The organism is Rhodoferax sp. XS2R6 (assembly GCF_056521365.1).
This window is the reverse complement of record NZ_JBWMAY010000001.1, coordinates 763088-787326: the sequence shown is the minus strand read 5'-3', so window position 1 is coordinate 787326 and position 24239 is coordinate 763088. Positions and strand designations below refer to the sequence as shown.

The 24239-nt window shown below is 64.2% G+C and carries 22 protein-coding genes; 6 read left to right on the top strand and 16 right to left on the bottom strand.

The window, feature by feature from the left end; genetic code table 11:
• Nucleotides 1-30 precede the first annotated feature (30 nt).
• Nucleotides 31-1071 (bottom strand): NADP-dependent oxidoreductase, encoded by a 1041-nt coding sequence (locus AC097A_RS03710; RefSeq protein ID WP_479619800.1) that lies wholly within the window; start codon nt 1069-1071, stop codon nt 31-33.
• 114 nt (nt 1072-1185) lie between these two features.
• A complete protein-coding gene (locus AC097A_RS03705; protein ID WP_479619799.1) occupies nt 1186-1689 on the bottom strand; it encodes a hemerythrin domain-containing protein in 504 nt (167 codons plus the stop codon).
• A 165-nt stretch (nt 1690-1854) separates the two neighbouring features.
• On the opposite strand from AC097A_RS03705, the gene AC097A_RS03700 reads away from it, so the two are divergent.
• Together AC097A_RS03700 and AC097A_RS03695 are read left to right on the top strand one after the other, a co-directional pair.
• A complete protein-coding gene (locus AC097A_RS03700; RefSeq protein WP_479619798.1) occupies nt 1855-2601 on the top strand; it encodes a 2OG-Fe dioxygenase family protein in 747 nt (248 codons plus the stop codon).
• 18 nt (nt 2602-2619) lie between these two features.
• Entirely contained in the window at nt 2620-4254 is a 1635-nt protein-coding gene (locus AC097A_RS03695) for a GGDEF domain-containing response regulator (protein WP_479619797.1), read from the top strand.
• Nucleotides 4255-4342: 88 nt separating this feature from the next.
• Here AC097A_RS03695 and AC097A_RS03690 read toward each other — a convergent pair whose 3' ends face one another.
• The gene (locus AC097A_RS03690) at nt 4343-5578 is read right to left on the bottom strand and encodes an NAD(P)H-dependent flavin oxidoreductase (protein WP_479619796.1); all 1236 of its coding nucleotides are present in this window, start codon (nt 5576-5578) and stop codon (nt 4343-4345) included.
• A gap of 138 nt (nt 5579-5716) precedes the next feature.
• On the opposite strand from AC097A_RS03690, the gene AC097A_RS03685 reads away from it, so the two are divergent.
• Together AC097A_RS03685 and ppk2 are read left to right on the top strand one after the other, a co-directional pair.
• Nucleotides 5717-6754 (top strand): diguanylate cyclase, encoded by a 1038-nt coding sequence (locus AC097A_RS03685; RefSeq protein ID WP_315496640.1) that lies wholly within the window; start codon nt 5717-5719, stop codon nt 6752-6754.
• A 163-nt stretch (nt 6755-6917) separates the two neighbouring features.
• A complete protein-coding gene (gene ppk2 / locus AC097A_RS03680) occupies nt 6918-7784 on the top strand; it encodes a polyphosphate kinase 2 (RefSeq protein ID WP_479620195.1) in 867 nt (288 codons plus the stop codon).
• Between the two features lie 58 nt (nt 7785-7842).
• On the opposite strand, the gene AC097A_RS03675 is transcribed toward ppk2, so the two are convergent.
• From AC097A_RS03675 to AC097A_RS03620, 12 genes are all read right to left on the bottom strand, one after another.
• A complete protein-coding gene (locus AC097A_RS03675; protein WP_479619795.1) occupies nt 7843-8481 on the bottom strand; it encodes an FABP family protein in 639 nt (212 codons plus the stop codon).
• A gap of 78 nt (nt 8482-8559) precedes the next feature.
• On the bottom strand, nt 8560-9864 hold the full coding sequence (locus AC097A_RS03670) for a tryptophan--tRNA ligase (RefSeq protein WP_479619794.1): 1305 nt from the start codon (nt 9862-9864) through the stop codon (nt 8560-8562).
• A gap of 31 nt (nt 9865-9895) precedes the next feature.
• Nucleotides 9896-10564, bottom strand: a complete 669-nt coding sequence (locus AC097A_RS03665) for a site-2 protease family protein (protein ID WP_315473569.1) — start codon at nt 10562-10564, stop codon at nt 9896-9898.
• A gap of 40 nt (nt 10565-10604) precedes the next feature.
• Complete coding sequence (locus tag AC097A_RS03660; RefSeq protein WP_105260078.1) at nt 10605-11228, bottom strand: L-threonylcarbamoyladenylate synthase; 624 nt, start codon at nt 11226-11228, stop codon at nt 10605-10607.
• A 36-nt stretch (nt 11229-11264) separates the two neighbouring features.
• Nucleotides 11265-12119: a 3',5'-nucleoside bisphosphate phosphatase gene (locus tag AC097A_RS03655; protein ID WP_479619793.1), complete on the bottom strand. Its 855-nt coding sequence runs from the start codon at nt 12117-12119 to the stop codon at nt 11265-11267.
• Nucleotides 12120-12141: 22 nt separating this feature from the next.
• Nucleotides 12142-12807, bottom strand: a complete 666-nt coding sequence (locus tag AC097A_RS03650; protein WP_479619792.1) for an RluA family pseudouridine synthase — start codon at nt 12805-12807, stop codon at nt 12142-12144.
• Nucleotides 12791-14998 (bottom strand): hybrid sensor histidine kinase/response regulator, encoded by a 2208-nt coding sequence (locus AC097A_RS03645; RefSeq protein ID WP_479619791.1) that lies wholly within the window; start codon nt 14996-14998, stop codon nt 12791-12793. The genes AC097A_RS03650 and AC097A_RS03645 overlap by 17 nt, the downstream gene beginning before the upstream one ends.
• Nucleotides 14999-16633, bottom strand: coding sequence for a bifunctional UDP-sugar hydrolase/5'-nucleotidase UshA (ushA, locus tag AC097A_RS03640; protein ID WP_479619790.1), 1635 nt, complete (start codon nt 16631-16633; stop codon nt 14999-15001). It lies immediately after the preceding gene.
• 21 nt (nt 16634-16654) lie between these two features.
• Nucleotides 16655-17965, bottom strand: coding sequence for a c-type cytochrome (locus AC097A_RS03635; RefSeq protein ID WP_479619789.1), 1311 nt, complete (start codon nt 17963-17965; stop codon nt 16655-16657).
• 1 nt (nt 17966) lies between these two features.
• The gene (locus AC097A_RS03630; RefSeq protein ID WP_479619788.1) at nt 17967-18701 is read right to left on the bottom strand and encodes a c-type cytochrome; all 735 of its coding nucleotides are present in this window, start codon (nt 18699-18701) and stop codon (nt 17967-17969) included.
• A 43-nt stretch (nt 18702-18744) separates the two neighbouring features.
• Nucleotides 18745-20436, bottom strand: a complete 1692-nt coding sequence (locus tag AC097A_RS03625) for an AMP-binding protein (RefSeq protein ID WP_479619787.1) — start codon at nt 20434-20436, stop codon at nt 18745-18747.
• A gap of 113 nt (nt 20437-20549) precedes the next feature.
• Entirely contained in the window at nt 20550-20876 is a 327-nt protein-coding gene (locus AC097A_RS03620) for a 2Fe-2S iron-sulfur cluster-binding protein (protein ID WP_315473563.1), read from the bottom strand.
• 83 nt (nt 20877-20959) lie between these two features.
• Here AC097A_RS03620 and AC097A_RS03615 point away from each other — a divergent pair, with 83 nt between their 5' ends.
• The gene (locus AC097A_RS03615) at nt 20960-21487 is read left to right on the top strand and encodes a GNAT family N-acetyltransferase (protein ID WP_105260071.1); all 528 of its coding nucleotides are present in this window, start codon (nt 20960-20962) and stop codon (nt 21485-21487) included.
• Here the strand turns inward: AC097A_RS03615 and AC097A_RS03610 are convergent.
• Nucleotides 21468-22601 carry a beta-ketoacyl-ACP synthase III gene (locus AC097A_RS03610; protein WP_479619786.1) on the bottom strand — a complete coding sequence of 378 codons (1134 nt, stop codon included), beginning with the start codon at nt 22599-22601 and terminating at the stop codon, nt 21468-21470. The two genes, AC097A_RS03615 and AC097A_RS03610, sit on opposite strands and share 20 nt — an antisense overlap.
• A gap of 167 nt (nt 22602-22768) precedes the next feature.
• Here AC097A_RS03610 and ahr point away from each other — a divergent pair, with 167 nt between their 5' ends.
• Complete coding sequence (gene ahr, locus AC097A_RS03605; protein WP_479619785.1) at nt 22769-23785, top strand: NADPH-dependent aldehyde reductase Ahr; 1017 nt, start codon at nt 22769-22771, stop codon at nt 23783-23785.
• Nucleotides 23786-24239 lie beyond the last annotated feature (454 nt).

The following is a 24239-nucleotide window of genomic DNA, read 5'->3' as shown; positions in this document are numbered from 1 at the left end:
AAAACGTAGCAATCTGCGCAAACTGTAGCCTCAGCCCTTCGCCACTTCCAGCACCAGCTTGCCAAAGTTTTCGCCGTTGAAGAGCTTGAGTAGCGTGTCGGGGAAGGTCTGCAGGCCCACCACCACGTCTTCCTTGCTCTTCATGCGGCCGTCCTTCAGGTAGCCGGCCATTTCGGCCACTGCCAGGTGGTAACGGTCGGCGTAGTCGAAGACGACGATGCCTTCCATGCGCGCGCGGTTCACCAGCAGGCTCAGGTAGTTCTTGGGGCCTTGCACGGCGGTGGTGTTGTTGTATTGGCTGATGGCGCCGCAGATGATGATGCGGGCCTTGCGGTTGATGCGGGCCAGCACCTCGTCCAGAATTTCGCCACCCACGTTGTCAAAGTAAATGTCCACGCCCTTGGGCGCGTGCTCTTTCAAACCGGCGCGCACGGCACCGGGGCCAGCCTTGTAGTCGATGCAGGCGTCAAAACCCAGCTCCTTCACCACCCACTCGCACTTGGCGGCACCGCCGGCAATGCCCACCACGCGGCAGCCTTTGATCTTGGCCATCTGGCCCACAGTCTGGCCCACAGCGCCCGCCGCGCCGGACACCACCACGGTTTCGCCCGCTTGCGGCAGGCCCACGTCCATCAGGCCAAAGTAGCCGGTCATGCCGGGCATGCCCAGCACGTTGAGCCATTGGGTCAGAGTGCCGGCGCGCAGGTCGATCTTCACCAGGCCATTGCGCTTCATCTCGTCTTGGGCAATGGTGATGTACTCCTGCACGCCAAAGCCGGCGCTCACGTGGTCGCCGACAGCGTACTTGGGGTTCTTGCTGGCCACCACCACACCTACGCCACCGGCGCGCATGACCTCGCCAATGCCCACAGGCGGGATGTAACTCTTGCCTTCGTTCATCCAGCCACGCATGGCGGGGTCCAGGCTCAGGGCCAGGGTTTTAAGGGTTACGCCGCCCTCGGCCGGCTCGGCCACGGGCTCGCTGGTGTGGCTCCAGTTGGCCGCGGTGGGCATGCCCACGGGGCGGGCGGCCAGGCGGATTTGGTGGTTGACGAGGTGGGCGAGGGACATGGCAGGCTCCTGAAAAAAGGGGGCGGCACGCAGGGTGCCAGCCGGGGAGCGCATGGTAGCGCCGCACTCACCGCCGCGGGGTAGCCAAGGTGACAAACGGTTGGGGGGCTGGCTCTAATCCCCGCAACTGCCACCACAACCGTGGATAGCTTGGGCTGGCAGGCGATCGGGCTGGCCCAGTGCGCCAGTGTGCGGGTCGTAGCCGGCCGAACGCAAGTGCAATGCCAGGGATGCATCCATGCTCTGCGCATGCTGCGGAAACCACAGGCCCAGCTCGCGCGCCATCTGGCGCACCACGGCCAGGTCGCCCGCGTGGCCGCGCGCCTCGCCCTCGCGCATCACCTGCAAAATCACCTTGTGCTGCGTGGCGTGGCAGTTGCCGGCGGCAAAACCGGTGGCCCGCATCCACTGGTCTTCGCGGTCAAAGTGGTCTTGGGTGTGGGCAATCAGGGCCGACCAGTGCGGCAGCAGCGCGTCGTCCGCGGCCTGCACCACCTCGGCCAGCAGCGCCACAAACTCCTGGTGCGTTTCGTCCATCACCGGCATGTCCAGGGCGAGGGCGTCGCTCCATTGCAAGGGGGTGTCCAGGGTGTGGGGCAGGGCGGTAGTGGCGGTCATGGCGGGGTCTCCGGAAATGGGATTCCCAGATTAGCCAGACCGGCTGCGGGGCGTCTTGACCCACATCAGCCGGTGTGCACTCTTCTGGGTTGATAATGCCGCGCAGCCCCTCAGTGGCCGCCCTTTGGTGCCTTGTTCCCGGCTTTACCCTGCTTGACGCCCGCCATGACCCTTTCTTTTGCGCCCCCCGCCATTGCCGCCCCCCAGGACCTGGACGCCACCCTGCGTACCCAGGGTTATGCCGTGGTGAGGCCGCAGCAGGTGGCGACACTGGCCGGGCTGGACCTGGCCGCCCTGCTGGCCTGGCGCCCGCTGTGGGACGACCTGCCGCCCGACGCTTACCTGCGCGATGGTGGCCGCTACCGCCACCGTCGCCATGCCTGTTTTGTGGTGGACAGCCGCGCCGTGGCGCTGGCGCCGCACCGCCCGCACTGGCAGCCGGTGGAATACAACGCCCTGCACGGCGGCATGCAGCGCCACTTTGAACCCATGCAGGCGGCCCTGGTGGCGCAGCCCGCCTGGCAGCAGCTGTTGGCCTGGCTGGGCCAGGTCGCCAGCGCGCTCAAAGGGCCGCACACCTGGTACACCGAGGCGCACCAGTTCCGCATCGACACCACCGACGGCATTGGCCGCCCCACGCCTGAGGGCGCCCACCGCGACGGCGTGGACCTGGTGGCCGTGTTCCTGGTGGGGCGCGAGGGCGTGAAAGGCGGCGAAACCCGCGTCTTCGAGGCCGATGGCCCCAATGGCCAGCGCTTCACGCTGACCGAACCCTGGTCGCTCTTGCTGCTGGACGACCCGCGTGTGGTCCATGAGTCCACCCCCATCCAGCCGGTGGCGGACGGTGGCCACCGCGACACGCTGGTGGTGACCCTGCGGGCCGGTAACTTCCAGGGCGAACCTGCCCGCTGAGGCGGTGCCGTACACCCTATGTCCTGCACCCCAGAAGATCTGAACAAACGCTGCCAGGAGCTGGCCGCCAAGTGGCAGGCCTGCATGCGCCAGTCCGGGCTGGACAGCTTTGTCGAATTTGCCGTATCGGTCTCCAGCCTGACCGAGTTTCTGGAAAGCCACGGCCTCTCGGGCCTGCACCAGAGTGCGCACTCGCTGGAGCAAAAAGTACTCTCGCTGATGGACCAGCTCATGGACCCGTCTGCCGGTGGCACGCTGCCGGCCGGCGCCAGCACGCTGTTGGGCGTGCAGGTGCAGGAGTTTGGCGCGCGTGCGCAGGCTTTTATCCAGGGCCACTCGTCCCACCAGGCCGAGCGCCGCCAGGCGCCAGACGTCCCCCACGACGCCACGCCCGTGAGCACCCTGGTGTCGCCCAAGAAAATTGTTTTTGTAACCGACACCCCCACCGCCTGGAAAGACCTGGTGGCCCAGGTTGGCTTCTTCCACGTGCAGGTGGAACTGCTGGGCACAGCCCAGACACTGCCCTCGGTGCCCGAGCCGGCCATGGTGCTGGTGGACGCGGCCAGCCGCCCGCTGGCGGCCTTTGTAGCGCAGGTGCAGACGCTGCGCGGCCAGTTTTCGGCCAGCCACATCGTGGGCCTGAACGTGGGGGTGGACTTTGAGAGCCAGCAGCAGGCGCTGAGCGCGGGCTGCGACGCCTGTTTTGCCACCGGCACCCAGCACGCAGCCATCATGGCGCGCATCGTCAAGCTGTGCAGCAACGAGGAAGAACCGCCTTACCGTGTGCTGGTGGTGGAAGACTCCAAGACCGCTGGTGCCATGATCCGCCGCACCCTGTCCGAGGCGGGCATGCAGTCGCTGGCCATCACGCGCCCGCAGGACGTGCTGACCGCGCTGGCCTCCTTCCAGCCCGACCTGGTGCTGATGGACATGTACATGCCCGGTTGCACGGGGGTGGAAGTGACGCGCGTGATCCGCCAGCATGCCGAGTTTTTGTCCACACCTGTGGTCTACCTCTCGGGTGACAGCAATGTGGCGTTGCAGGTGGACGCGCTGCGCCTGGGCGGCGACCACTTCCTCACCAAACCCTTCAACCCGGTGATCCTCAACGCCGTGGTCAAAAGCAAGATCGACCGCTACCGCACGCTGCGCCGCACCATGCTGCACGACAGCCTGACCGGCCTGCTGAACCACACCACCTCCAAGCAGCAGTTGCAAAGCGCCATCAACGCCGCGCGCCTGGACGGCAGCGGCCTGTGCGTGGCCATGGTGGACATTGACCACTTCAAGTCGGTTAACGACACCTACGGCCATCCCATGGGCGACCACGTGATCCGCAGCCTGTCGTGGTTGCTCAAGCAGCGCGTGCGCAAGAGCGATGCCGTGGGCCGCTACGGCGGCGAAGAGTTTGTGGTCATCCTGCCGGGCTCGCAGGCCGATCAGGCGCACACCGTGCTGGACCGCATCCGGGTGGACTTCTCGCGCATCCGTCACCCCGTGGACGACGGCTGGTTCAGCTCCAACTTCTCGGGCGGCATTGCACAGTGGAACCCGGATCTGGATTCGGAAGCCCTGCTCAAGCGCGCCGACGAGGCGCTCTACCAGGCCAAGCGTGCAGGGCGTAACCAGGTGCAGGTGCTGCAGCCCGGCTGATACGCCCCATTTTTAAGCCAAATCGGCCTCTAGGCCGCGTGGATGCTGCGCAAGCAGCTCCTGAATGAATAGCAAGCCGAGCGGTAGCTTAGGCCGCCGCCATATCCCCTGCGGCCATGCCGGGTGTCAACAGGCGCTGCACCAGCTCGCGCACCGTCTTGATCTGGCTGCCAAACGGCAGCTCCCCCGCACCGCGGAAGAACAGGCCTTTTTTGGTGTCCCCGCGCAGCGCTGCAGCCAGCTGGTTGTCGATGCAGAACTGGCCCCAGCCCGGCAGGCCGTCGCGCAGGCCGCACTGGGCCAGGCAGTCAAAACTCTTGGTGCAGCGCGCCTTCACGTGGGCCACGGCCTGCAGCTTGGGTTCGATCTTCAGGTAGGCGCGTAGCCAGGGCGTGGCCACGGCGCGAGCGGGCAGGCCGGCCACACTGGTGAATTCCAGCATGTCTTCGGGCCGGGCTTCGGCCAGCACGCGTTTAAATTCGGCATGGGCATCACTTTCTTCGGTCACCGCAAAGGCCGTGCCCAGCTGCACCGCATCGGCCCCCAGCGCCTGCAGGCGGGCAATGTCTTCAAAGCTGCGCACACCACCAGCCGCTATCAGCGGGATGTGTTGCTCGTAACCCGCGTCTTTAAAGAACTGGCGCACCTGCGGGATCACGTTTTCAAAGTCAAAGCGCGGGTCCTGCAGATCAGCAATCTTGGCGGCGCCCAGGTGGCCGCCGGCCAGGCGCGGATGTTCGATGACGATGGCGTCGGGCAGACGCTTCTTGCGCTCCCACTTCTTCACCAGCAGCTGCACGCCACGCGCGTCCGACAGGATGGGGATCAGCGCTGCCTTGGGGTGGTCCTTGGCCAGGTCGGGCAGGTCCAGCGGCAGGCCGGCGCCCACCACCACGGCGTCAATGCCGGCTTCCAGGGCCCGGGTCACATTCGCGGCGTACTCGCTCACGGCGCGCATCACGTTGATGGCCAGCAGGCCCCGTCCACCGGTGCGGGCCCGGGCGGCCTGGATTTCACGGTCTATCGCAATCAGGTTGGCCGCGTTAATGCCGGCCTTGGCCGCATCGCCCGGTGCCAGTTCGCGGGTCTGCTCCATCAGGTCGGGGTGGTGGCGGCGCAGGTCCACGCTGGACAGTGTGCCCACCCCGCCCAGGGCCGCCACACTGCCGGCCAGGCGGTGGCCGGAGATGCCGATGCCCATACCGCCCTGCACAATGGGCAGCAGCGTGCGTCCGGCCAGGCGCAGGGCGCCCAGACCGCTGTCGCGCAGCCAATCGCCCGATTCGCGGGCTAAAAACGGCCATTTGGTACTTGCTTGGGTCATGGTGTGCTCTAAGATAGCGGGCGTTGGACAGTCATACAGCTTAGGGCGCGGCCTGCGGTCCGGCTTTGAGGTGGGTCAACTTGCTGGCAGTTGGGCAGCACCCCCCGGTGCGTGACACAAAAGAGGTAAATACCAAGAATGAACGCGCTTGTGCAAAGTCTGGCGGCCATGAGTGGTCTGCGTGACCGCGATGCCCTCGATGCTGCACTGGTGCGCCTGGTGATTAGCAGCAGCGAGGGGGCGGTGCACAGTGCCAGCCTGATCCGTGTGGTGGGTGAGGGCGATGACCGGCGCTGCCTGGTACAGGCCCGGCTGGATGCAGGCCAGACCCAGATCAGCCGCGACTTGCTCTGGACTGACTGGACCACCTTGCCCCATCTCTCCCGCTTTGCGTTGCGCCAACAGGCCGTAGAGCAGGGGCGCGCAGTACATGCCGACACTCCCCCCGGCGCGTGCGTGATTCCGCTGCAGACGCCGCAGGGCACCTGGGGCCTGCTCGAAATGGGCTTTGCCACAGACCTGTCCGCACACACGCTGGAGCTGGTAGACGGCATTTTGCTGACCTACCACAACCTGCTGGGCCTGCTGGACTACGGCGAAAAAGATGCGTTGACCGAACTGCTGAACCGCAAAACCTTTGACGGTGCCTTTTTCAAAGCCACCGCTGAACAACACGGCGACGACCTGCCCGAGGGCGGCGAACGCCGCCAGCCGCATCCCGATGCGGGCGTGTGGCTGGCCGTGCTGGACATTGACCATTTCAAGCGCGTGAACGACACCTATGGCCACCTGATTGGTGACGAGGTGCTGTTGCTGCTGGCACGCCTGATGCGCAGCTGCTTCCGTTTCCACGACCAGCTGTACCGTTTTGGGGGCGAGGAGTTTGTGGTGTTGATGCGCTGCGACAGCGTGGACCATGCCCATGCGGCACTGGAGCGTCTGCGCGAGCGGGTACAGGCCTATGCCTTTCCGCAGGTCGGCACCATCACCGTGAGCATCGGCTTCTCGGTGCTGCTGCCACACGACACGCCCAGCGGTGCCTTTGGCCGCGCCGACAAGGCGGTCTACCACGCCAAGGAACATGGCCGCAACCAAGTCTGCAGCTACCAGGCGCTGGTGGCCTCGGGCGACCTGGTGGACCAGGTGGCCGAGGGCATGGACGTGGACCTGTTCTAACGTTTCGGGCGTTCTCGGCGTGTACGACGGCTTTGGTGCCTTTGTCACGCAATTTTCACGCAACTGACACAACACTTGCCTAGGCTAGGGGGGTACACCCAGCCACCAGGAGTTGCCCGTGAGCGCCAGCGAAGACGAATTGATCCGCCGTATCCAGAACGACATGCTCGACAGTTATGACGAGGAACTGGAGATGGAGCTGGACGACCAGCACCTGGAGCGCCTGGCGGGCGGCCAGGTCCCCGATGCCGATGCCCGCGCCGCACGCCGCCAGTACTTCAAGGAACTGTTTCGCATGCAGGGCGAACTCGTCAAGCTGCAGGACTGGGTGGTGGCCACGGGCCACAAGGTGGTGGTGATTTTTGAGGGGCGCGACGCAGCCGGCAAGGGCGGCGCCATCAAGCGCATCACCCAGCGCCTGAACCCGCGTGTTTGCCGCGTGGCCGCATTGCCAGCACCCAACGACCGCGAGCGCACGCAGTGGTACTTTCAGCGTTATGTGAGCCATTTGCCCGCCGCGGGCGAGATCGTGCTGTTCGACCGCAGCTGGTACAACCGCGCCGGTGTCGAGCGCGTCATGGGCTTTTGCAATGACGAGCAGCTGGAAGAATTCTTCCGCACCGTGCCCGAGTTCGAGAAGATGCTGGTGCGCTCGGGCATCCAGGTCATCAAGTACTGGTTCTCCATCTCCGACGAAGAGCAGCACAGCCGCTTTCTGGGCCGCATCCATGACCCGCTCAAACAGTGGAAACTCAGCCCCATGGACCTGGAGTCCCGCAGCCGCTGGGAAGACTACACCCGCGCCAAAGAGGTGATGCTGGAGCGCACCCACATCGCCGAGGCGCCGTGGTGGGTGGTGCAGGCGGTGGACAAGAAGAAGGCGCGCCTCAATTGCATCCACCACCTGTTGCAGCAGATGCCGTATGAGGAAACCGAGCACCCGCTGGTGGTGTTGCCGCCGCGGGTGCGGCATGAGGACTATGAGCGGAGGCCGGTGCGGGAGGACATTATTGTTCCTGAGATTTACTGATTTTTTGTTCGTCTAGCAGTGCAAGAAACTCGACGGCGCACATAGCAAGAAGCCCTTGTCAGCCGGCAGCCCGTGCCAGCGGATTCGGCGTGGGCTCCGCAATCTTGGTCAGCGTATTGCGGTCGGTATGGTGAAACGGCTCATCGCGCCCCAGGATCTGCAGCACCGTGTCCTCGTCGTAGCTCCAGGTGCCATCGGCGTTGATCGTCACCTTGATGCGGAACTCCGTGGTCTTGAAGGCGTGCTGCAAAAACGGTGCGGAGCAGATGCCATAGGTGTCCAGTCCGTGTGTGGCCACCAGTTCAAACTCGGTCGCGTCTGCCGTGGCCTGGCCGCCCGCCATGGCCACTTGGCCGCGTGGGATGGTCAGCGTGTGGAGGATGGCGCCCGTGGCCGGTTCCCACAGCCAGTAGCCCACCTGGTCGTGGTAGGTCTTGACCTGGTCGGGCTTGGTGATGTGGGTGTGGTAGCGCAGGCCGTAGAGCAGCTGCGGGCCGTTGGTTTGCGGGTCGATCGGTTGCAGCTCGATGTGCTCGTGAAAGATCTGCTTCTTGGGGCCTTCGGCCTTGGGTTTCACGTCCAGACCGCGCTGGCCTTCCCACACACCGGCCATGGCACGCAGCGGGCCCAGGTTGGCCAGCGTGTCCACATCCATGGGGTGGGGTTCGGTGTAAATGTCCTTGGGGTAGTCACTCATGCTGCACCTGTCATTTTGAAGTGTTTTAGGCCTCTAGCCCCCGTGGAATATGCGCGAGCAGCTAGCAAATGAATAGCGTTATTTGGCGTCTGCGGCCTCGGCCAGTGCCGACAGAGCCTGCACGGCGCTGGCGTGGGTGCTGCTGTCCAGCGCTTCGAGTTGGGGCTGCAATGCTGCCAAGCCGGCCGTGCCGTCACGCTGCAGCTGGCCAATCGCCTGGCCTGCCACCTTGGGCGACTCAAAGCCTTTGCTTTGCAGCAGCACGGCTCCAGTCGTGTCCACCAGCTTGAAGTAGAACAGGCCGTCTTTTTCGCGGTATTGCTTGAAGGCAGCGAGGGCAGCCTTGCTGTTTTTTTCTGCCTTGGCTTGCACCGCACTGCCCAGGCCGCGCAGGCCCACGGCGCTGCGCAGTTGGGTCATGAAGGGTGTGGCGATGGCGCGCGCTTTTTTCGCACCGGCCAGCAGCAACGCTTCCACCTTTTCGGGGTGGGCCATGTAGTCTTCGTAGGTGGCGCGCATGGGTGCGATTTCGCGGTCGATGCGCTCGAACAGCAGGGTCTTGGCATCCCCCCAGGCAATACCCTCGGCGTACGCCTTGCGCAGTGCGGCGGTTTCTTCTTCAGACGCAAACGCCTGGTAAATCTGGAACAAGGCCGAGCCTTCGGTGTCCTTGGGCTCACCGGGCGCGCGCGAATCGGTCTTGATACCGGCAATCAGCTTCTTGAGCTGCTCGCGGCTGCTGAACAGCGGAATCGTGTTGTCGTAGCTCTTGCTCATCTTGCGGCCATCCAGGCCGGGCAGGGTGGCAACCGACTCTTCAATCTCGGCCTGGGGCGGCACAAAGTGCTCGCCATAGCGGTGGTTGAAGCTGGCCGCCATGTCGCGTGCCATTTCGATGTGCTGGATCTGGTCGCGCCCCACCGGTACCTTGTGCGCATTGAACATCAAAATGTCCGCGCCCATGAGCACCGGGTACATGAATAGACCGGCGGTCACATCGGCATCCGGGTCCACACCGGCCCCGGTGTTCTTGTCTACCGAGGCCTTGTAGGCGTGGGCGCGGTTCAACACACCCTTGCCGGTCACGCAGGTCAAAAACCAGGTGAGTTCGGGAATTTCGGGCACGTCGCTCTGGCGGTAAAAGGTCACATGCGCTGGGTCCAGACCCGCGGCCAACCAACTCGCGGCAATCTCCAGTGTGGAGCGCTGGATGCGCGCGGGCTCGTCGATCTTGATGAGCGCGTGGTAGTCGGCCAGAAAGTAAAAGCTCTCCACGCCCGGGGTTTGGCTGGCGCGCACGGACGGGCGGATCGAGCCCACGTAGTTGCCCAGGTGGGGTGTGCCGGAGGTGGTGATGCCGGTGAGAAAGCGGGTGGTGCGCATGGAAACAATCGGTCAGACAAACAGTAAAAAATCAGCGGGTGAGCAGGGACAGTGGCGTGAGCACCAGGTCCAGCAGGCCAAAGGTCAGGGCCATGACGGGTTGCATCCACACGGTGCTCAGCACACCGGCAATCACCAGCGCCATGACGATGAAGAAACCCCAGGGTTCGATGCGCGACACGGCCATGGCCTGCTTGAGGGGTAGCAGGCCCACCAGAATGCGGCCACCATCCAGCGGCGGCAGCGGAAAGAGGTTGAAGGCGAACATCACCACATTGACCAGCACGCCGCCCTGGCACATCTTCAAAAAGAAGGGTTCGACAACGCCCGCGCCTTGCAGCAGGTACAGACCAATGCCCCAGGCCAGCGCCATGGCGAGGTTGGCGCCGGGGCCGGCCAGTGCCACCCAGATCATGTCGCGCTTGGGGTTCTTGAGGTTGCCAAAGCGCACGGGCACCGGCTTGGCGTAACCAAACAGAAATGCACCCGAGGTGGCGAAGTACAACAACAGCGGCATCAGGATGGTGCCCACCGGGTCAATGTGTTTGGCCGGATTCAGCGTGATGCGGCCCAGGGACCAGGCGGTTTTGTCACCGAAATGCAGGGCCGCGTAGCCGTGCGCGGCCTCGTGCACCGTGATGGCAAACAGCACGGGCAGGGCGTAGATGGCAACGGTTTGGATCAGTTGTGCAATGTCCACAGGCAATTGTCTCAGAGTGAAATGGGGAAGAAACGCAAGGCTACAGTCCGATGGCAGCGAGGTCGCCCCCACCCTGGCGAATCACTTCGGGTGTGTCACCCGTCAGGTCGATCACCGTGGTGGGCTCCAGCGCGCAGGCCCCAGCGTCGATGACGGCGGCAATCTGGTGCTCGTAGCGCTCGCGAATGTCCTGCGCATCGTTGAGTGGCTCGGTCTCGCCTGATGCTATCAAAGTAGTAGCTAGTAGCGCAGACCCATGCAGGGCTAGGAGCTCCTGCAGCGTCTTGTGTTCGGGCACACGCAGGCCAATCGTCTTGCGCGAGGGGTGGCTCACGCGGCGTGGCACTTCCTTGCTGGCTTCCAGAATGAAGGTGTAGGCCCCCGGTGTGGCGGCCTTGAGCAGGCGGTACTGCGTGTTGTCCACACGCGCGTAGCTGGCCAGCTCGCTGAGGTCGCGGCACAGCAGCGTCAGGTGGTGTTTGTCGTCCACCCCGCGGATGCTGCGCAACTTGTCGGCCGCTGCTTTGTCGTCCAGGTGGCACACCAGCGCGTAGCTGGAGTCGGTAGGGACGGCCAGAATACCGCCTTTTTCAAGCAGGCCCACGGCCTGCTTGAGCAGGCGGGGTTGCGGGTTGTGGGGGTGAACTTCGAAGTACTGCGCCATGGCACGGCAAACGCTTGCGCGCTTGTCCTCTTGTTTTTATTGGATACGGGAGCTCAGCAACTCCCACACGGGGGTCAGGCCACTGGGCAAAGCGGGCAGGGTGCCCAGCTCGGTGTGGCTTTCATCGGGGCTGTGGAAATCACTGCCGCGCGAGGCGGCCAGGCCAAATTCCTTGGCGGTCTCGGCGTAGATCTGGTACTCGGGCACCGAATGGCTGCCCGTCACCACTTCCACACCCTGGCCGCCATAACCCTTGAATTCGGTGAACAACGCGAACTCTTCGTTGGGTGTGAACTTGTAGCGCGCCGGGTGGGCAATCACGGCCATGCCGCCGGCTTGCGTGATCCAGGTCACGGCGTCCTTGAGCGTGGCCCAGCGGTGCGCCACAAAGCCGGGTTTGCCTTCGGTCAGGTATTTGCGGAACACCTCGTTGGTCTCGCGGCACACGCCGCTTTCCACCAGAAAGCGGGCAAAGTGGGTGCGTGAAATCAGCTCGGGGTTGCCGACAAACTTCAGTGCGCCCTCAAAGGCGCCCTGGATGCCCACCTTGGCCAGCCCATCCGACATTTCCATGGCGCGCTCCTTGCGGCCACCACGGGTCTGGCGCAGGCCCTGGCGCAATGTTTCGTTGTCGGCATCAAAGCCCAGGCCGACGATGTGCACGGTCTGGTTCAAAAAGGTGATGGAGATCTCCACGCCGGTCAGGTAGCGCATGCCCTGGGCATGGGCCGCATCGCGTGCGCGCTCCAGGCCGCCCACTTCATCGTGGTCGGTCAGTGCCCACAGTTCCACCCCATTGGTCTTGGCGCGTTCGGCCAGGGCTTCGGGTGTCAGAGTGCCATCGGACACCACAGAGTGGCAATGGAGGTCGGCGTTGAGTAGGGTAGTCACCAAACCATTTTAGGCCCAGGCACTAAAACGCCGGGGCGACGGTGTATTCGTGTACCTCATCCGTCACCGGGTGCGGAAAACTCAAGAGGCCCGAGTGCAGCAGCAAGCGGTCGGCCTGGGCTTGCACCTCGGGCGGTGCGTACAGCGTGTCGCCCACCATGGGGTGACCGATGGCCTGCATGTGCACGCGCAGCTGGTGGGTGCGCCCGGTCACGGGTTCCAACTCCACACGCGAGGTGTTGGCGGCGGCGTCCACGGCCGTGCAGCGCCAGCGCGTGAGGGCGCTTTGACCTTCGGCGTGGTTGATGGTGCGCTTGGGGCGGTTGGGCCAGTCCACCAGCATGGGCAGGTCAATCTCTTTCCATTGGCCGTCCAGGGCAAGCAGCCCGGTGACCACGGCGGTGTAACGCTTGTCCACGCGGCGTTGTTCAAACGCCAGGTTGAGCACGCGTTGGGCCGGCAGGCCGCGCGCCAGCACCACCAGACCCGAGGTGTCACGGTCCAGCCGGTGCACGATCAGCGCGTCGGGGTAACGCGCTTGCACGCGTTTGCTCAGGCAGTCCGCCTTGTCGGGGCCACGGCCGGGTACGGTCAGCAGGCCCGAGGGTTTGTTGAGCACCACGATGGCATCGTCGGCAAACACCACCTCCAGTGGCAGGGCGGCAAAGTCTTCAGTGGACAACATCATGGTGGGACAACAGCCGCTGCACGGTTTCGCACAGCTCGTTCACATCGTTGGGTTTGTAGATCAGGGCACTGGCACCCTCCTGCAGCGCGCGTTGCTCAATTTCCGGGGTGACATAACCCGACGCCAGCGCCACCGGCAGGTCTGGCCGAATGAGCTTGGCCTGCCGCAACAGGTCAACGCCGCTGAAGCCGGGCATGTTGTAGTCCGTAACCAACAGGTCGCAACCCATGGGGTTGGCGTGCAGCGCCGCCTGGGCTTCATGTGGGTCAGTGAAGGTGGTCACGGCAAAGCCCTTGCGCGTGAGCACACGCGACACCAGGAACACCAGTGCCGGGTCATCGTCCACGTACATGACATGCAGGCCGCGGCCCTTTACCTCCTGCACCGGGTCCGGCTCTGCCACGCCCAGCGGCATTTGCTCGGTGGCCGGGAAGTACAGGGTGAACACGCTGCCATGCCCGACCTCGCTGTGCACGTCGATCGCGCCCAGGTGGGTCTGCATGATGCCGTGCACCACCGACAGCCCCAGGCCTGTGCCCTGGCCCACCTGGCGCGTGGTGAAGAAGGGTTCAAAAATGCGCTGCATGGTGGCTTCGCTCATGCCGCCCCCGGTGTCGCGTACCCGCACGGTCACATAGTGGCCCGCGGGCACACCCAGACGGTCGCTAAAGGGCAGTTCGATCTCGGCCTGCCCGAGCTCGATGGTGACCGAACCCTTGGTGCTGCCAATCGCCAGAATGCCGTTGGTGCAGAGGTTGAGCAGGGCCTGCTCCACCTGGGTGGCATCCGCCAGTACCGAGGGAATGCCATCGGGCACCAGCAGCTGCAGCTCCACGGCAGGTGGGAGAGCGACTTTGACCAGGCGTGCGGTTTCTTGCACCACCTCGGCCAGCTGAATCGGCGTGCGCTTGGGCGGTTCGTTGCGGCTGAAGGTGAGAATCTGCCGCACCAGGTCGCGCGCGCGGCGACCGGCCTTGTCGATTTCCTGGAGGCTTATCAATGCACTTGCATCGGGTGCAGTATCTTGCTTGGCCAGTTCCACATTGCCCAGAATGGCGCTCAGGATGTTGTTGAAATCATGCGCAATGCCACCGGCCATGGTGCCCATGGCCTGCATTTTTTGCGACTCGCGCAGCTGGGTTTCGAGTGCGGTGCGCTGGGCCTCGGCCAGTTTTTTGGCCGTCAGGTCGCGCGCAAAAATGGTAGTGACTGCGCCGTGTGCGCTGTGCTGGCCGCGCCGGGCGACCGGGTCGCTGTCCAGCGAACGCAGCGGCGCACGGGTGCGCAGGCGCCGCTCCAGCGAGACGCTGATTTCCACATAAATCTGCTGGCCCCGCAGCGTTGTGGCCGTGAACTCTCCCAGCATGGCCTGGGCCGGCACATTGCCGCTTTCCAGCGCGCGCTCCACATCGGGCAGAAAGCGGCCCAGGCGGGCGCCAAAGGCTTGGTCGGCCGGGCATTCAAACAATGCGGTGGCGGCCGGGTTAAAGACCGTGATGCACTGCTTTTCGTCAATGCACAAAATGGCGTCCAACGATGAGTTGATGATGGCCGCCATGCGGTTTTCGCTCAGCAACAGGTCTTCGTTGCGCTGGCGCAGCACGGCGGCACTTTCTTGCAGGGCCTGGCGTTCTGCCAGCAAAGGGCCCTGGTCGATGATGGCGCAGATAAAGTGCGCCAGCTCATCCAGCGGGTTCTCGATCCGTGCAATATGCAGGTCCCCGGTGAGTTTGCCGCGCGAGCCAGCCAGAAACTCCACCTCATGGACCTCGCTGGTGCCTTCTTGCCGGGCACTAGAAAAAGCCACCGCCACTTCGTCCGTATGGTCCTGCCCCACAAAGGGCAGCAAAAAGTTCAGCGGCGCATCACTCTCCAGCGGCTGGAACAGGCGCAGCGCCATGGCATTGCTGGCTAGCACCAGGCCTTCTTCGTCCACCACCATCAGGGCCAGCGGCACATTGGAGAACAGCGTGGCAAAACGCTCCGACGCGCCTTCGGCCTCTTGCTGGGAGTAGCGCAGCGCCTTGTTCTGGATTTCCAGCTCGGCCTGGTACTTGCGCAGGTCTTCGATCATCTGCGACGGGGCGTAGCCGTCGATGATCATGTGTTGCCCGGCACGCCCCTGGCGTGTGGGCACGGAGGCTTGGCGCGGGGAGAGTGGTTTGGCTTTGCGGCGTGAGAGTTGGGCCATTTACCGTCGCACGACGCTGTTGCCAGGCGCATAGGCCTGGGACTTGAGGGGGCTGTTGGCCGCAATGTAGGCGCGCAGCACGTCAGCGTCCACAAAACCGGTGTCTACATAACCCGGGTGGGTGCTGAGTTTGGGGTAACCATCGCCGCCCGCTGCCACAAAGTTGTTGATGGCCATGCGGTAGGTCTTGGCAGGGTCAATGTCCTGCCCGGCCACCTTGGCACTCACCACCTGTCCGGCTTCCATCACCAGTTGGATACCGGCAAATTGTGCAAACGCGCCCGAGCCCGCCGTCATCTTGGCGGCGGCTGCGAGGTAGTCCCGCACTTCTTTGCCATTCAGGGACACCACCACCACGGTGTTGCCAAAGGGGTGCACGGTCAGCACGTCTTTGTAGGTGATCTTGCCTGCGGGCAGTGAGTCGCGCACACCGCCAGCGTTGACGATGGCGAAGTCGGCTTGGGTCTTGTCCATCATGGATTTGCCAATCATCACGCCCAACGCTGTGGGTTGGCTGCGCACCACGGTGCGGTCACCTTCGAGCTTGCCGTCGCTGCTGCCCACTTCGACCAGCAATTTCTGCTGGCCAAAGTCCTGGAACGGTTTGAGCAGTTGCAGCATTTCGGGCGACTCTGCAATTTCGGGGGCGTAGGTTTGCATCACCGTCTTGCCGTCGGCGGTTTTCACGGCCTTCTTGAGGTTGATGGGAACCAGCGTGTACTTCACCAGCGTGAATTCACCGTTGCGGTAGCTGAAGTCGGCGCGGCCCACGTACTTGCCCCACTCGTGGGCTTGCACGATCCAGGTGCCATTCTGGCGGTCAGGTTTGCATTCGGTGCCCGGCACGTAGGCCCGGTCCAGCACATTCTCGGCTTTCATGCAGGCCGGGTTTTGGGAGTGGCCGCCCACAATCATGTCCAGGCCTTTCACGGCGCGGGCCAGCTCCACATCGCCCGGCGCCTGCACGCCATGTTTGCCATCTTCGTAGTGGCCCATGTGGGTGGCGGCAATCACTACGTCAGCCTTGGTGCGAAGTTCGGGCAGCAGCTTGGTGGTTTCGGTTTGCACATTGGCAAAGGTCACGCCCCGCACGTTGTCCGGGTGCACCATCTTCTGCGTGTCTTCGGTGGTCAGGCCCATCACGCCTACACGCACGCCACCCAGGTTAAACACCTTGTAGGGGGCAAACATGCGGCTGCCATCTTTGTAAATGTTGGCCGATAGCATGGGGAAGGTGGCGAGATCGCGTTGCATTTGCAACACCATCGGTGGCTTGTCGAACTCGTGGTTGCCGACGGCCATGGCGTCATAACCCAGCAGGTTCATGCCCCGAAAGTCGGGTACGGCATCTTGCAGGTCGGACTCTGGCACACCGGTGTTCACATCACCACCGTCGAGCAGCAGGCTGTAACCACCGGCCGTCTTCACTTCCTGGCGGATTTGGTCGATCACGGTCTTGCGCGCAGCCATGCCGTACTCGCCATCGCGGTTCTTCCAGAAACGACCATGGTGGTCGTTGGTGTGCAGGATGGTGATGGCGTAGGTCTTGTCTTTGTCCGGGCCCGGGCCACCCCACTGGGCGCAGCCCGCAAGGGCCAGCACGGTAACACTGAGGAGAAGGGCAGAGGTGCGCATGGTGGCGGTTCCAGGAGGGCTTTAAGGGGCTTGGAGGTTGCGAAACTTGTTTATATCAAACTCGCTCAAGGCCGGGGCCTGATTGCCCCAGGCATTGCGGATGTAACTCAGCACCGAGGCCAGCTCGGCATCGCTCAGGGCAAGCACAAACGGTGGCATGCCGTGCGGCTGCGGGCGGCCCTGGGTGGCCGGCCCATAGCCGCCTTGCAACACCGTCAACACCAGGTTGTTGCTGGGAGTCATTTGCACCGCGCGGTTGCCGGCCAGGGCCGGGTAGGCATCGGCCTGGCCCTCGCCCTGCTTGCCGTGGCATTGGGCACATTGGGCTTCGTACAGGCGTGCGCCCAGTGTCAGGTTGGCTGCCACTGTGTTGTAGGGGGTGGCCGCGGCACGGGGCGTTTCGGGCAGCTGGGCCAGGTAGCGGGCCATCGCCTCTGCATCGGCCGCCTGCAGGTACTGGGTGCTGTGGTGCACCACCTCCGCCATAGGGCCGCTGGTGGTGGCGTGGCGGTTGGCCCCGGTGGTGAGCAGGGCCACGGTGTCTTTCAGGGTCCACGCCGCCACGCTGCCTTCGTCTGCCGCGCGCAGTGAGGGGGCGTACCACAGGCTTTGTGGCAGTGTGGCGCCGGACAGTGTCTGGCGCAGGTCCGGTGCGCCCCACACATTGCGCGCGCCGTGGCACTCGTTGCAGTGCCCCAGGCCGTTAACCAGGTAGGCGCCGCGCAGGAGGGCATCCGTCTGCGCTGGCGCTTGGGCCACCGGCTCTGCAGGTGCAAAGTTCACGGCCCGCCACACGGCCAGCGCCCACTGGCTGCTGTAGGGCCAGCGCAGGGCATGGGGCTGGTTGGGTTGGTCTGCGGCTGGCAAGGTTTGCAAAAAGGCCAGCAGGGCATCGCTGTCTTCACGGGCCAGCTGGGTGAAGCTGGTGTAAGGGAAGGCGGGGTAAAGCAGATGCCCGTCGCGCGAGCGACCGTTGTGCATGGCCTGCCAGAAGTCCTCGGCCGACCAGCGGCCCAGCCCTGCATCCGGGTGGGGTGTGAGGTTGCTGGTGTACACCGTGCCAAAGGGTGTGGGAATGCCCTTGCCGCCGGCGTAACTGGCGCCACCCGGTGCGGTGTGGCACAACGCGCAGTTGCCAATGCGTGCCAGGTAGGCGCCGCGTTGTACGGCTTCCATGGCCGGTACCGTGGGGGTGGTCAGCGGGGTGCTGGCCGCCTGGGGGGCGCGAAACTGCGTGAGGGCCACATACGCCAGCAGCAGGCCTGCAAGGACCAGCCCGCCGAGCCCTGTCCACACCACGCGTCTGCGCCAGGATGACGATGGGGTGGGCATGTCAGGGCGCGCTTCCACACGGTGGCAGCGCAAGTGCGCCGGGCAATGCCGCCGGCCGCTGCGCGGCGGGTTTGGTGCTGGTTGGCAGCGTTTGGGAGGACAGCCATTGGGTGGCCGCATTCACGTCATCGACACTGAGTTTGCGTGCAATGCCAGCCATGCAGTCGGGGGCGTGGGCTTTGCGCTGGCCGGTTTGCCAGCCACCCAGTTGGGCGTTGAGGTAGTCACGCGGCAGGCCCAGCAGGCCAGGGGTATTGGGTTGTACACCGGTCAAGGTGGCGCCGTGGCACGCCACACAGGCCGGAATGCCCAGCGCCTGGTCACCCTGCAGCACCAGGCTTTTGCCACGCGCCAGCACGGCCGTGGGCGCGCCGCTGCGGGCTGGGGCCGGGTAGGGCACCTCCAGTTCCGAAAAATAGGTGGCCATGTCACGCAGGTAGTCCTGCCCCAGGGGCGCTAGCAGGCCGGCCATCAGCGTGTAATGGCGGCGCTCGTCCTGAAAGTTGCGCAGCTGGTTGTACAGGTAACCCGCAGGTTTGCCGGCCAGGCGGGGGTAATAACCATCGGGGCCGGCCTTGCCCTGCGTGCCGTGGCAGGCGGTACAGGCGGCGGTGCGCTCGGCCATGGGGTGGGGCGCATCAGCAGCCCCCGCTGTGGCACAGGCCAGCAGCAGCCAGATGGCCAGCCCGGTGGCACACCGGCTGCGCCATGAAGCGGGGGAACTCCAAACAAACATGCTGCGAGCTTACCGCAGCGTGTTGGCGTGTTGGCGTGTTGCCTCAGTGGGCGTCGGCCCAGACCACGGACTGGCCTTGCGCCAACCAACTGGCAAAGTGGGGCGCATACACCTCTTCCACTTTGTTGCGTTTGACCTTGAGCGTGGGCGTGACAAAGCCGTTCTCGGGGGTCCAGGCGGTGGTCACTGCGGCCAGGCAGTCGAGCTTCTCGTGCGGTTCCAGCATGGCGTTGACGGCCTGCAGGTGCAGCTGCAGCGAGGTGCTCAGGGTCTGGCGGCCCTCACTGCTTTGGCTGCGGGCCACAGCGTCGGGTGACAGCATCACCAAAGCCAGCGGTTGTGCCAGGTTGGCACCGGTGACCGCGCAGGCTTCGATGTCGGGGTGCAGCACCAGCCGGTCTTCAATGGGGGCGGGCGCCACGTACTTGCCCTTGCTGGTTTTGAAGATGTCTTTCACGCGGCCGGTAATGCTCAGGAAACCTTGCGCATCGATCTGCCCCTTGTCGCCGGTGCGCAGCCAGCCGTCCGTCGTGAATGCCTCTGCCGTCTGGGCTTCTTCGCGGTAGTAAGCTTTCATAAGGGCCGGACAGCGCATCTGGATCTCGCCGGTTTCGGCGTCCACCCGGCTCTCCACACCGGTGTAGGGCAGGCCTACCGATCCGGTCTGGCGCGAGCCCGGCAGGGTGGAGTGCGACACACCGCTGTTTTCGGTCATGCCATACACCTCAATCAAATCGAGCCCGAGGTTGCGGTACCACTGCAACACGTCGGCCGGCATGGGCGCGGCACCACCGGCCGCAATGCGGCACTGGTCCAGGCCCAGGCCTTTGAGGATTTTTTTGCGCACCAAGTTGCCAATCAGCGGCAGGCCCAGCAGGCGTTTGAGTTTGGGCGCCGGAATCTTGCCGTGGATGCCCTGCTGGAACTTGACCCACAGGCGCGGCACCGAGAAAAAGATGGTGGGCCGGGCGCGCTGCAGATCCATTAAGAAGGTGTCCAGAGATTCGGCAAAAAAGATGCGTCCACCGTAGCGCAGCGAGGCTTGCTCCACTAGCATGCGTTCGGCCACGTGGGCCAGCGGCAGGTAGGAGATGTAGCGGTCGTTCACATCCATGCGCACGCGGTGTGTGGCGCTGGACACACCCCAGGCCATGGTGTTGAAGGTGTGCACCACTCCCTTGGGTTTGCCGGTGGTACCCGAGGTGTAAATGATGGTGCTGGTCTGATCCCCATCGGCCACTGGCTGGCCACCCAGGGGGGCGTTGTTTTTGACCAAATCTGCCCATTGCAGCGCCGCCAAGGCAGGGGCCAGCGGCAGTGCCACCAATGGCAAACCTGAGGGGACGCCGTTTTTGATGTTGGCGGTGTCGTCCATCTTGCCCACAAACAAGGCCTTGGCCTCGCTGTGTGCCAGGATGTAGGCCAGCGCTTCGGCATTGAAGGTGGGGTAGATGGGTACCGACACATAACCCGCCATCACGATGGCCAGGTCCGCCAGGATCCAGTGCGCGCTGTTTTTGCCGATGATGGCCACGCGGCTGCCTTGCGGCCAACCCTGCGACTGTAGCCAGCCCGCCATACAACGCACCTGCTGCGCGGCTTGTGCCCAGGTGATGTCCAGCACCGCACCGCCGCCGGTGGGCTGGGTCAGGTAGACCTGCGGGCCACGCTCTTTTTCCCAGCGGTACAGGCATTGCAAAGGCAAATCGCCGGGCGAGACGGTGATGGTGGTCATGGACACTTCCCTGTGGATGGAAAGACCATTCTTGGGGCTCGCCAAGCCACCGGCAATGGTGTTGACCCTAGGTGACGTGGCTCCGCGAGCTTGGTGTTTTTACGGTGTGGGCATCACGGTGCGGTGGGCCAGGCCATGGGTTGCTCCACCACCAGGTCGCTGCGGGCCTGGGCCACACAGGGCAAAAACCAGCCCTCGGCTTTTTCATCGGCACTCACACCGGGCCAGTCAATGGCATAGGCCACCTCGCCCTGCACCAGCCTGCACAGGCAGGTACGGCAGGTGCCGTTGCGGCACGAGCTCTCCAGCTCCACGCCCGCGGCCAACCCGGCTTGCAACACGCTCTGCGCGGGTGTGGCTGCAAACACCCAACCATCGGGTGCGATGCGCACCTGAAAAACCGCAGGCAGTGGCGTGGAAGAGGGGTTGGAATCGGGCATCAAAGTGGGGGAGGGGAGGGTTTCTACGAATGCTGCGACAATCACGCTCTTTTTTTCAATTTTGCGTGAGTTTGCGTTTAGACATGTCCGATACGACTACTTTCAAGGTTCGCCCCGCCACCCTGCGCGATGCCAAAGCCATCGCCGAGCTCCACAACTCCACCGTGCGCGAAGCTTTTAAGAGCATGCTGGCCGATACCCCGGTGCCCACCGTGCCCCTGGAAAAACGCCAGGCTTACTGGCGTGAGGCCATCGAATACGCCGAGCCCCAGGTGCAAGTTGCCTTGGACGACGACAAGATCGTCGGCTTTGTGGGCTTCGACCGTTCGCGGGACAAGGGCACGCCACCCACCATGGGTGAGCTTTGGGCCATTTACGTGGCCTCCAGCCACTGGGACAAGGGCGTGGGCCTGGCCCTGTGGGATGCGGCCCGCGAAGGCCTGCAAGACGAAGGCTGTACTCACGTGAGCGTGTGGTTGCCGATTGCCAACGAGCGCGCCATGCGTTTCCACGAGTTGGCGGGTTTCAAGCGTGAAATGTCCACTGCCAAGACCGTGCCCATCGGCACCGTCAAGATCGAGGAAATCCGCCTCAAGCGTCCGCTGAACTGAGGCGTTTGACCACCACGCTGCCGATCGAATAACCGGCGCCAAACGAGCAGATCACCCCCACCTCACCCGCCGCAATGTCGGCGTGGTGGCGGTGGAAGGCGATGATGGAGCCGGCTGACGCGGTGTTGGCAAACTCGTCCAGAATCACCGGCGCATCGTCTAGCGTGGCTTCACGACCCAGCAGCTTCTTCGCAATCAGTTGGTTCATGCCCAGGTTGGCCTGGTGCAGCCAGAAACGGCGCACGTTCTGTGGCGTCATCCCCAAACTCTCCAAGTGTGTTTCCATGTGCTCTGCAGCCATGGGGCACACTTCTTTGAACACCTTGCGGCCTTCCTGGCGGAACAGTTGGTCGCGGTCGTCCGGGTTGCGGTCTTCGGCGCGCCACATGAAGCCGTGGTTGTTGCGGATGTTGTTGCTGAAGGTGCTCAGCAGCTTGGTGCCCAGCACCTCAAACGCGCCTGCGGGCGCCAGGTCCAGCCGCTCCACGAGGATGGCTGTGCACACATCGCCAAAGATGAAGTGGCAGTCCCGGTCTATCCAGGCCTGGTGGGCCGAGGTGATTTCGGGGTTCACCACCAGCACGGCGCGCGCTGTGCCGCAGCGCACCGCGTTCACTGCTTGTTCCAGTGCAAAGGTGGCTGACGAACAGGCCACATTCATGTCAAAACCATAACCCTGCACGCCCAGCGCGGTCTGAATCTCCACTGCCATGGCGGGGTAGGGGCGCTGCATATTGGCGGCGGCGCAGATCACACCATCCACATCGGCGGCGGTTTTGCCGGCGGCCTGCAGTGCGTCCTGGCAGGCCTTGACGGCAATCTCGGCCATCAGCGAAATCTCGGTGTCGGGGCGCGGTGTGAAATGGGGGCGCATGCGCGTGGGGTCCAGCACGCCAGTTTTTTCCATCACGTAACGGCGCTGGATGCCTGAGGCCTTTTCGATGAACTCCACGCTGGAGTCGGTCAGCGCCGTGTGCGTGCCCGCCGCAATCGCGTCGGCATGCTGGGCGTTTTGCAGCGCGGCGTAGGCGTTGTAGGCCGCTACCAGTTCGGCATTGGTGATGACGTCGGGCGGGGTGAACAGGCCTGTACTGCTGATGGCGACACGGTGCATGGTGAACTTCTTGGTCGGTTAGGCGCGCCCGCGGATTGCCGGCGCCGGCGGATTATCCGCCGAAGTGCGGGCAGTCCCGGGGGTTACAAGCCCTCTGTTCGCGGGGCCGCCAAGGCGCTAGGCTTGGCACTTGGCTGGCCGTTGGCGCCGGCGTGCAGGAGACTCACATGACCCCATTTCGCGGCTGGGCCGCCCACAGCAACGGCGCCGCTTTAGAACGCCTGGACTTTGACCCCGGTGCCCTGGACGCCGAGGACGTGGAAATTGCCGTGGAGTACTGCGGCGTCTGTCACTCCGACCTGGCCATGGTGGACAGCGAGTGGTTTCCCACCAGCTACCCCGTGGTGCCCGGCCACGAGGTGGTGGGCACCATCGTCGCTGTGGGCCCCAACGCCAAGGGCCGCAGCGTAGGCCAGCGCGTGGGCCTGGGCTGGCACAGCAAGAGCTGCTTGCACTGCAATTTTTGTGTGGGCGGTGAGCAAAACCTGTGTGGCAAGCGCCAGCCCACCATCATCGGCCGCCATGGCGGCTTTGCTGACAAGGTGCGCGCACACTGGAGCTGGGCCCTGCCCATCCCCGCGGGGCTGGACCCTGCGGCGGCCGGCCCGCTCATGTGTGGCGGCGGCACGGCCTTTCTGCCCTTTGTGATCCATGACATCAAACCGACCGACAAGGTGGGTGTGGTCGGCATCGGTGGCCTGGGCCATCTGGCGGTCAAGTTCGCCAAGGCCTGGGGCTGTGATGTGACAGCCTTTACCTCCAGCCCGTCCAAGCGGGAAGAAGCGCTGCTGCTGGGCGCGCACCGCACCGTGTCCAGCGTGGACGTGAAAGCGCTCAAAGCCTATGCCGGCCAGCTGGACTTTTTGCTGGTGACGGTGGGCGCCAGCCTGGAGTGGGATGCGCTGATTGGCACGCTGGCCCCCAAGGGCCGCCTGCACATGGTGGGTGTGGTGACCGAGGCCATGAAGGTGCGCACCAGCGGCCTGCTGTCCTGGCAGCGCAGCATCTCGGCATCGCCCACGCCATCGCCGGCCACGCTGATGAAGATGATGGACTTCTGCGCCCGCCATGGCATTGCGCCGCAGGTGGAGCATTTCCCCATGTCCAAGGTCAACGACGCGCTGGACCACCTGCGCAGCGGCAAGGCACGCTACCGTGTGGTGCTGGACGCCGACTTCGCATGATTTTTGAATGAAACGGGCTGCTAGCCCAATTGGATATTGCGCTAGCAGCTATTTATTCGATAGCAATACTAGGGTATACCCTTGCATCTACCTCGGGTTAGTTTGATGGTCGACCCAAGGTAGTGCGCGCGCCGCTACGATTGGCCCCTTTTCAACCGCAGCTGGCATCGCAAAAACTTGGCGCTTTCATCAAGTCCTTGCAGGTCGATTCATGCAAGGGCTTTATGGCGCACCCCACTGTTACCGTTTTTGACCTCACTGCCAGTCTCGGGCTGCATGCGCTCACCCAGCTGGGCGTGCCCCACAGTTCCGGGCCCGGCTTTTGGCCGCAAATCGCCTTGGGCAGCGGCACCATCCCGCTGCGTTTGGACTGGCACCGCCCCGACAAAGAGCTGGACCTGAGCACTGTGGCCACCGACGCGGCCGCCGCCATCCTGCTGGTGGGGCCGGGCTC

Excerpts from the sequence above, each read along its gene's own strand:
- AC097A_RS03695 (WP_479619797.1), top strand. The coding sequence starts at position 2,620 with ATGTCCTGCACCCCAGAAGATCTGAACAAACGCTGCCAGGAGCTGGCC.
- AC097A_RS03630 (WP_479619788.1), bottom strand. The coding sequence starts at position 18,701 with ATGTTTGTTTGGAGTTCCCCCGCTTCATGGCGCAGCCGGTGTGCCACC.
- AC097A_RS03660 (WP_105260078.1), bottom strand. The coding sequence starts at position 11,228 with ATGGCGCAGTACTTCGAAGTTCACCCCCACAACCCGCAACCCCGCCTG.
- AC097A_RS03625 (WP_479619787.1), bottom strand. The coding sequence starts at position 20,436 with ATGACCACCATCACCGTCTCGCCCGGCGATTTGCCTTTGCAATGCCTG.
- AC097A_RS03690 (WP_479619796.1), bottom strand. The coding sequence starts at position 5,578 with ATGACCCAAGCAAGTACCAAATGGCCGTTTTTAGCCCGCGAATCGGGC.
- AC097A_RS03650 (WP_479619792.1), bottom strand. The coding sequence starts at position 12,807 with ATGATGTTGTCCACTGAAGACTTTGCCGCCCTGCCACTGGAGGTGGTG.
- AC097A_RS03610 (WP_479619786.1), bottom strand. The coding sequence starts at position 22,601 with ATGCACCGTGTCGCCATCAGCAGTACAGGCCTGTTCACCCCGCCCGAC.
- AC097A_RS03685 (WP_315496640.1), top strand. The coding sequence starts at position 5,717 with ATGAACGCGCTTGTGCAAAGTCTGGCGGCCATGAGTGGTCTGCGTGAC.
- AC097A_RS03675 (WP_479619795.1), bottom strand. The coding sequence starts at position 8,481 with ATGAGTGACTACCCCAAGGACATTTACACCGAACCCCACCCCATGGAT.
- AC097A_RS03700 (WP_479619798.1), top strand. The coding sequence starts at position 1,855 with ATGACCCTTTCTTTTGCGCCCCCCGCCATTGCCGCCCCCCAGGACCTG.
- AC097A_RS03635 (WP_479619789.1), bottom strand. The coding sequence starts at position 17,965 with ATGCCCACCCCATCGTCATCCTGGCGCAGACGCGTGGTGTGGACAGGG.
- AC097A_RS03620 (WP_315473563.1), bottom strand. The coding sequence starts at position 20,876 with ATGCCCGATTCCAACCCCTCTTCCACGCCACTGCCTGCGGTTTTTCAG.
- AC097A_RS03710 (WP_479619800.1), bottom strand. The coding sequence starts at position 1,071 with ATGTCCCTCGCCCACCTCGTCAACCACCAAATCCGCCTGGCCGCCCGC.
- ppk2 (WP_479620195.1), top strand. The coding sequence starts at position 6,918 with ATGCTCGACAGTTATGACGAGGAACTGGAGATGGAGCTGGACGACCAG.
- AC097A_RS03705 (WP_479619799.1), bottom strand. The coding sequence starts at position 1,689 with ATGACCGCCACTACCGCCCTGCCCCACACCCTGGACACCCCCTTGCAA.
- AC097A_RS03615 (WP_105260071.1), top strand. The coding sequence starts at position 20,960 with ATGTCCGATACGACTACTTTCAAGGTTCGCCCCGCCACCCTGCGCGAT.
- ahr (WP_479619785.1), top strand. The coding sequence starts at position 22,769 with ATGACCCCATTTCGCGGCTGGGCCGCCCACAGCAACGGCGCCGCTTTA.
- AC097A_RS03670 (WP_479619794.1), bottom strand. The coding sequence starts at position 9,864 with ATGCGCACCACCCGCTTTCTCACCGGCATCACCACCTCCGGCACACCC.
- AC097A_RS03645 (WP_479619791.1), bottom strand. The coding sequence starts at position 14,998 with ATGGCCCAACTCTCACGCCGCAAAGCCAAACCACTCTCCCCGCGCCAA.
- ushA (WP_479619790.1), bottom strand. The coding sequence starts at position 16,633 with ATGCGCACCTCTGCCCTTCTCCTCAGTGTTACCGTGCTGGCCCTTGCG.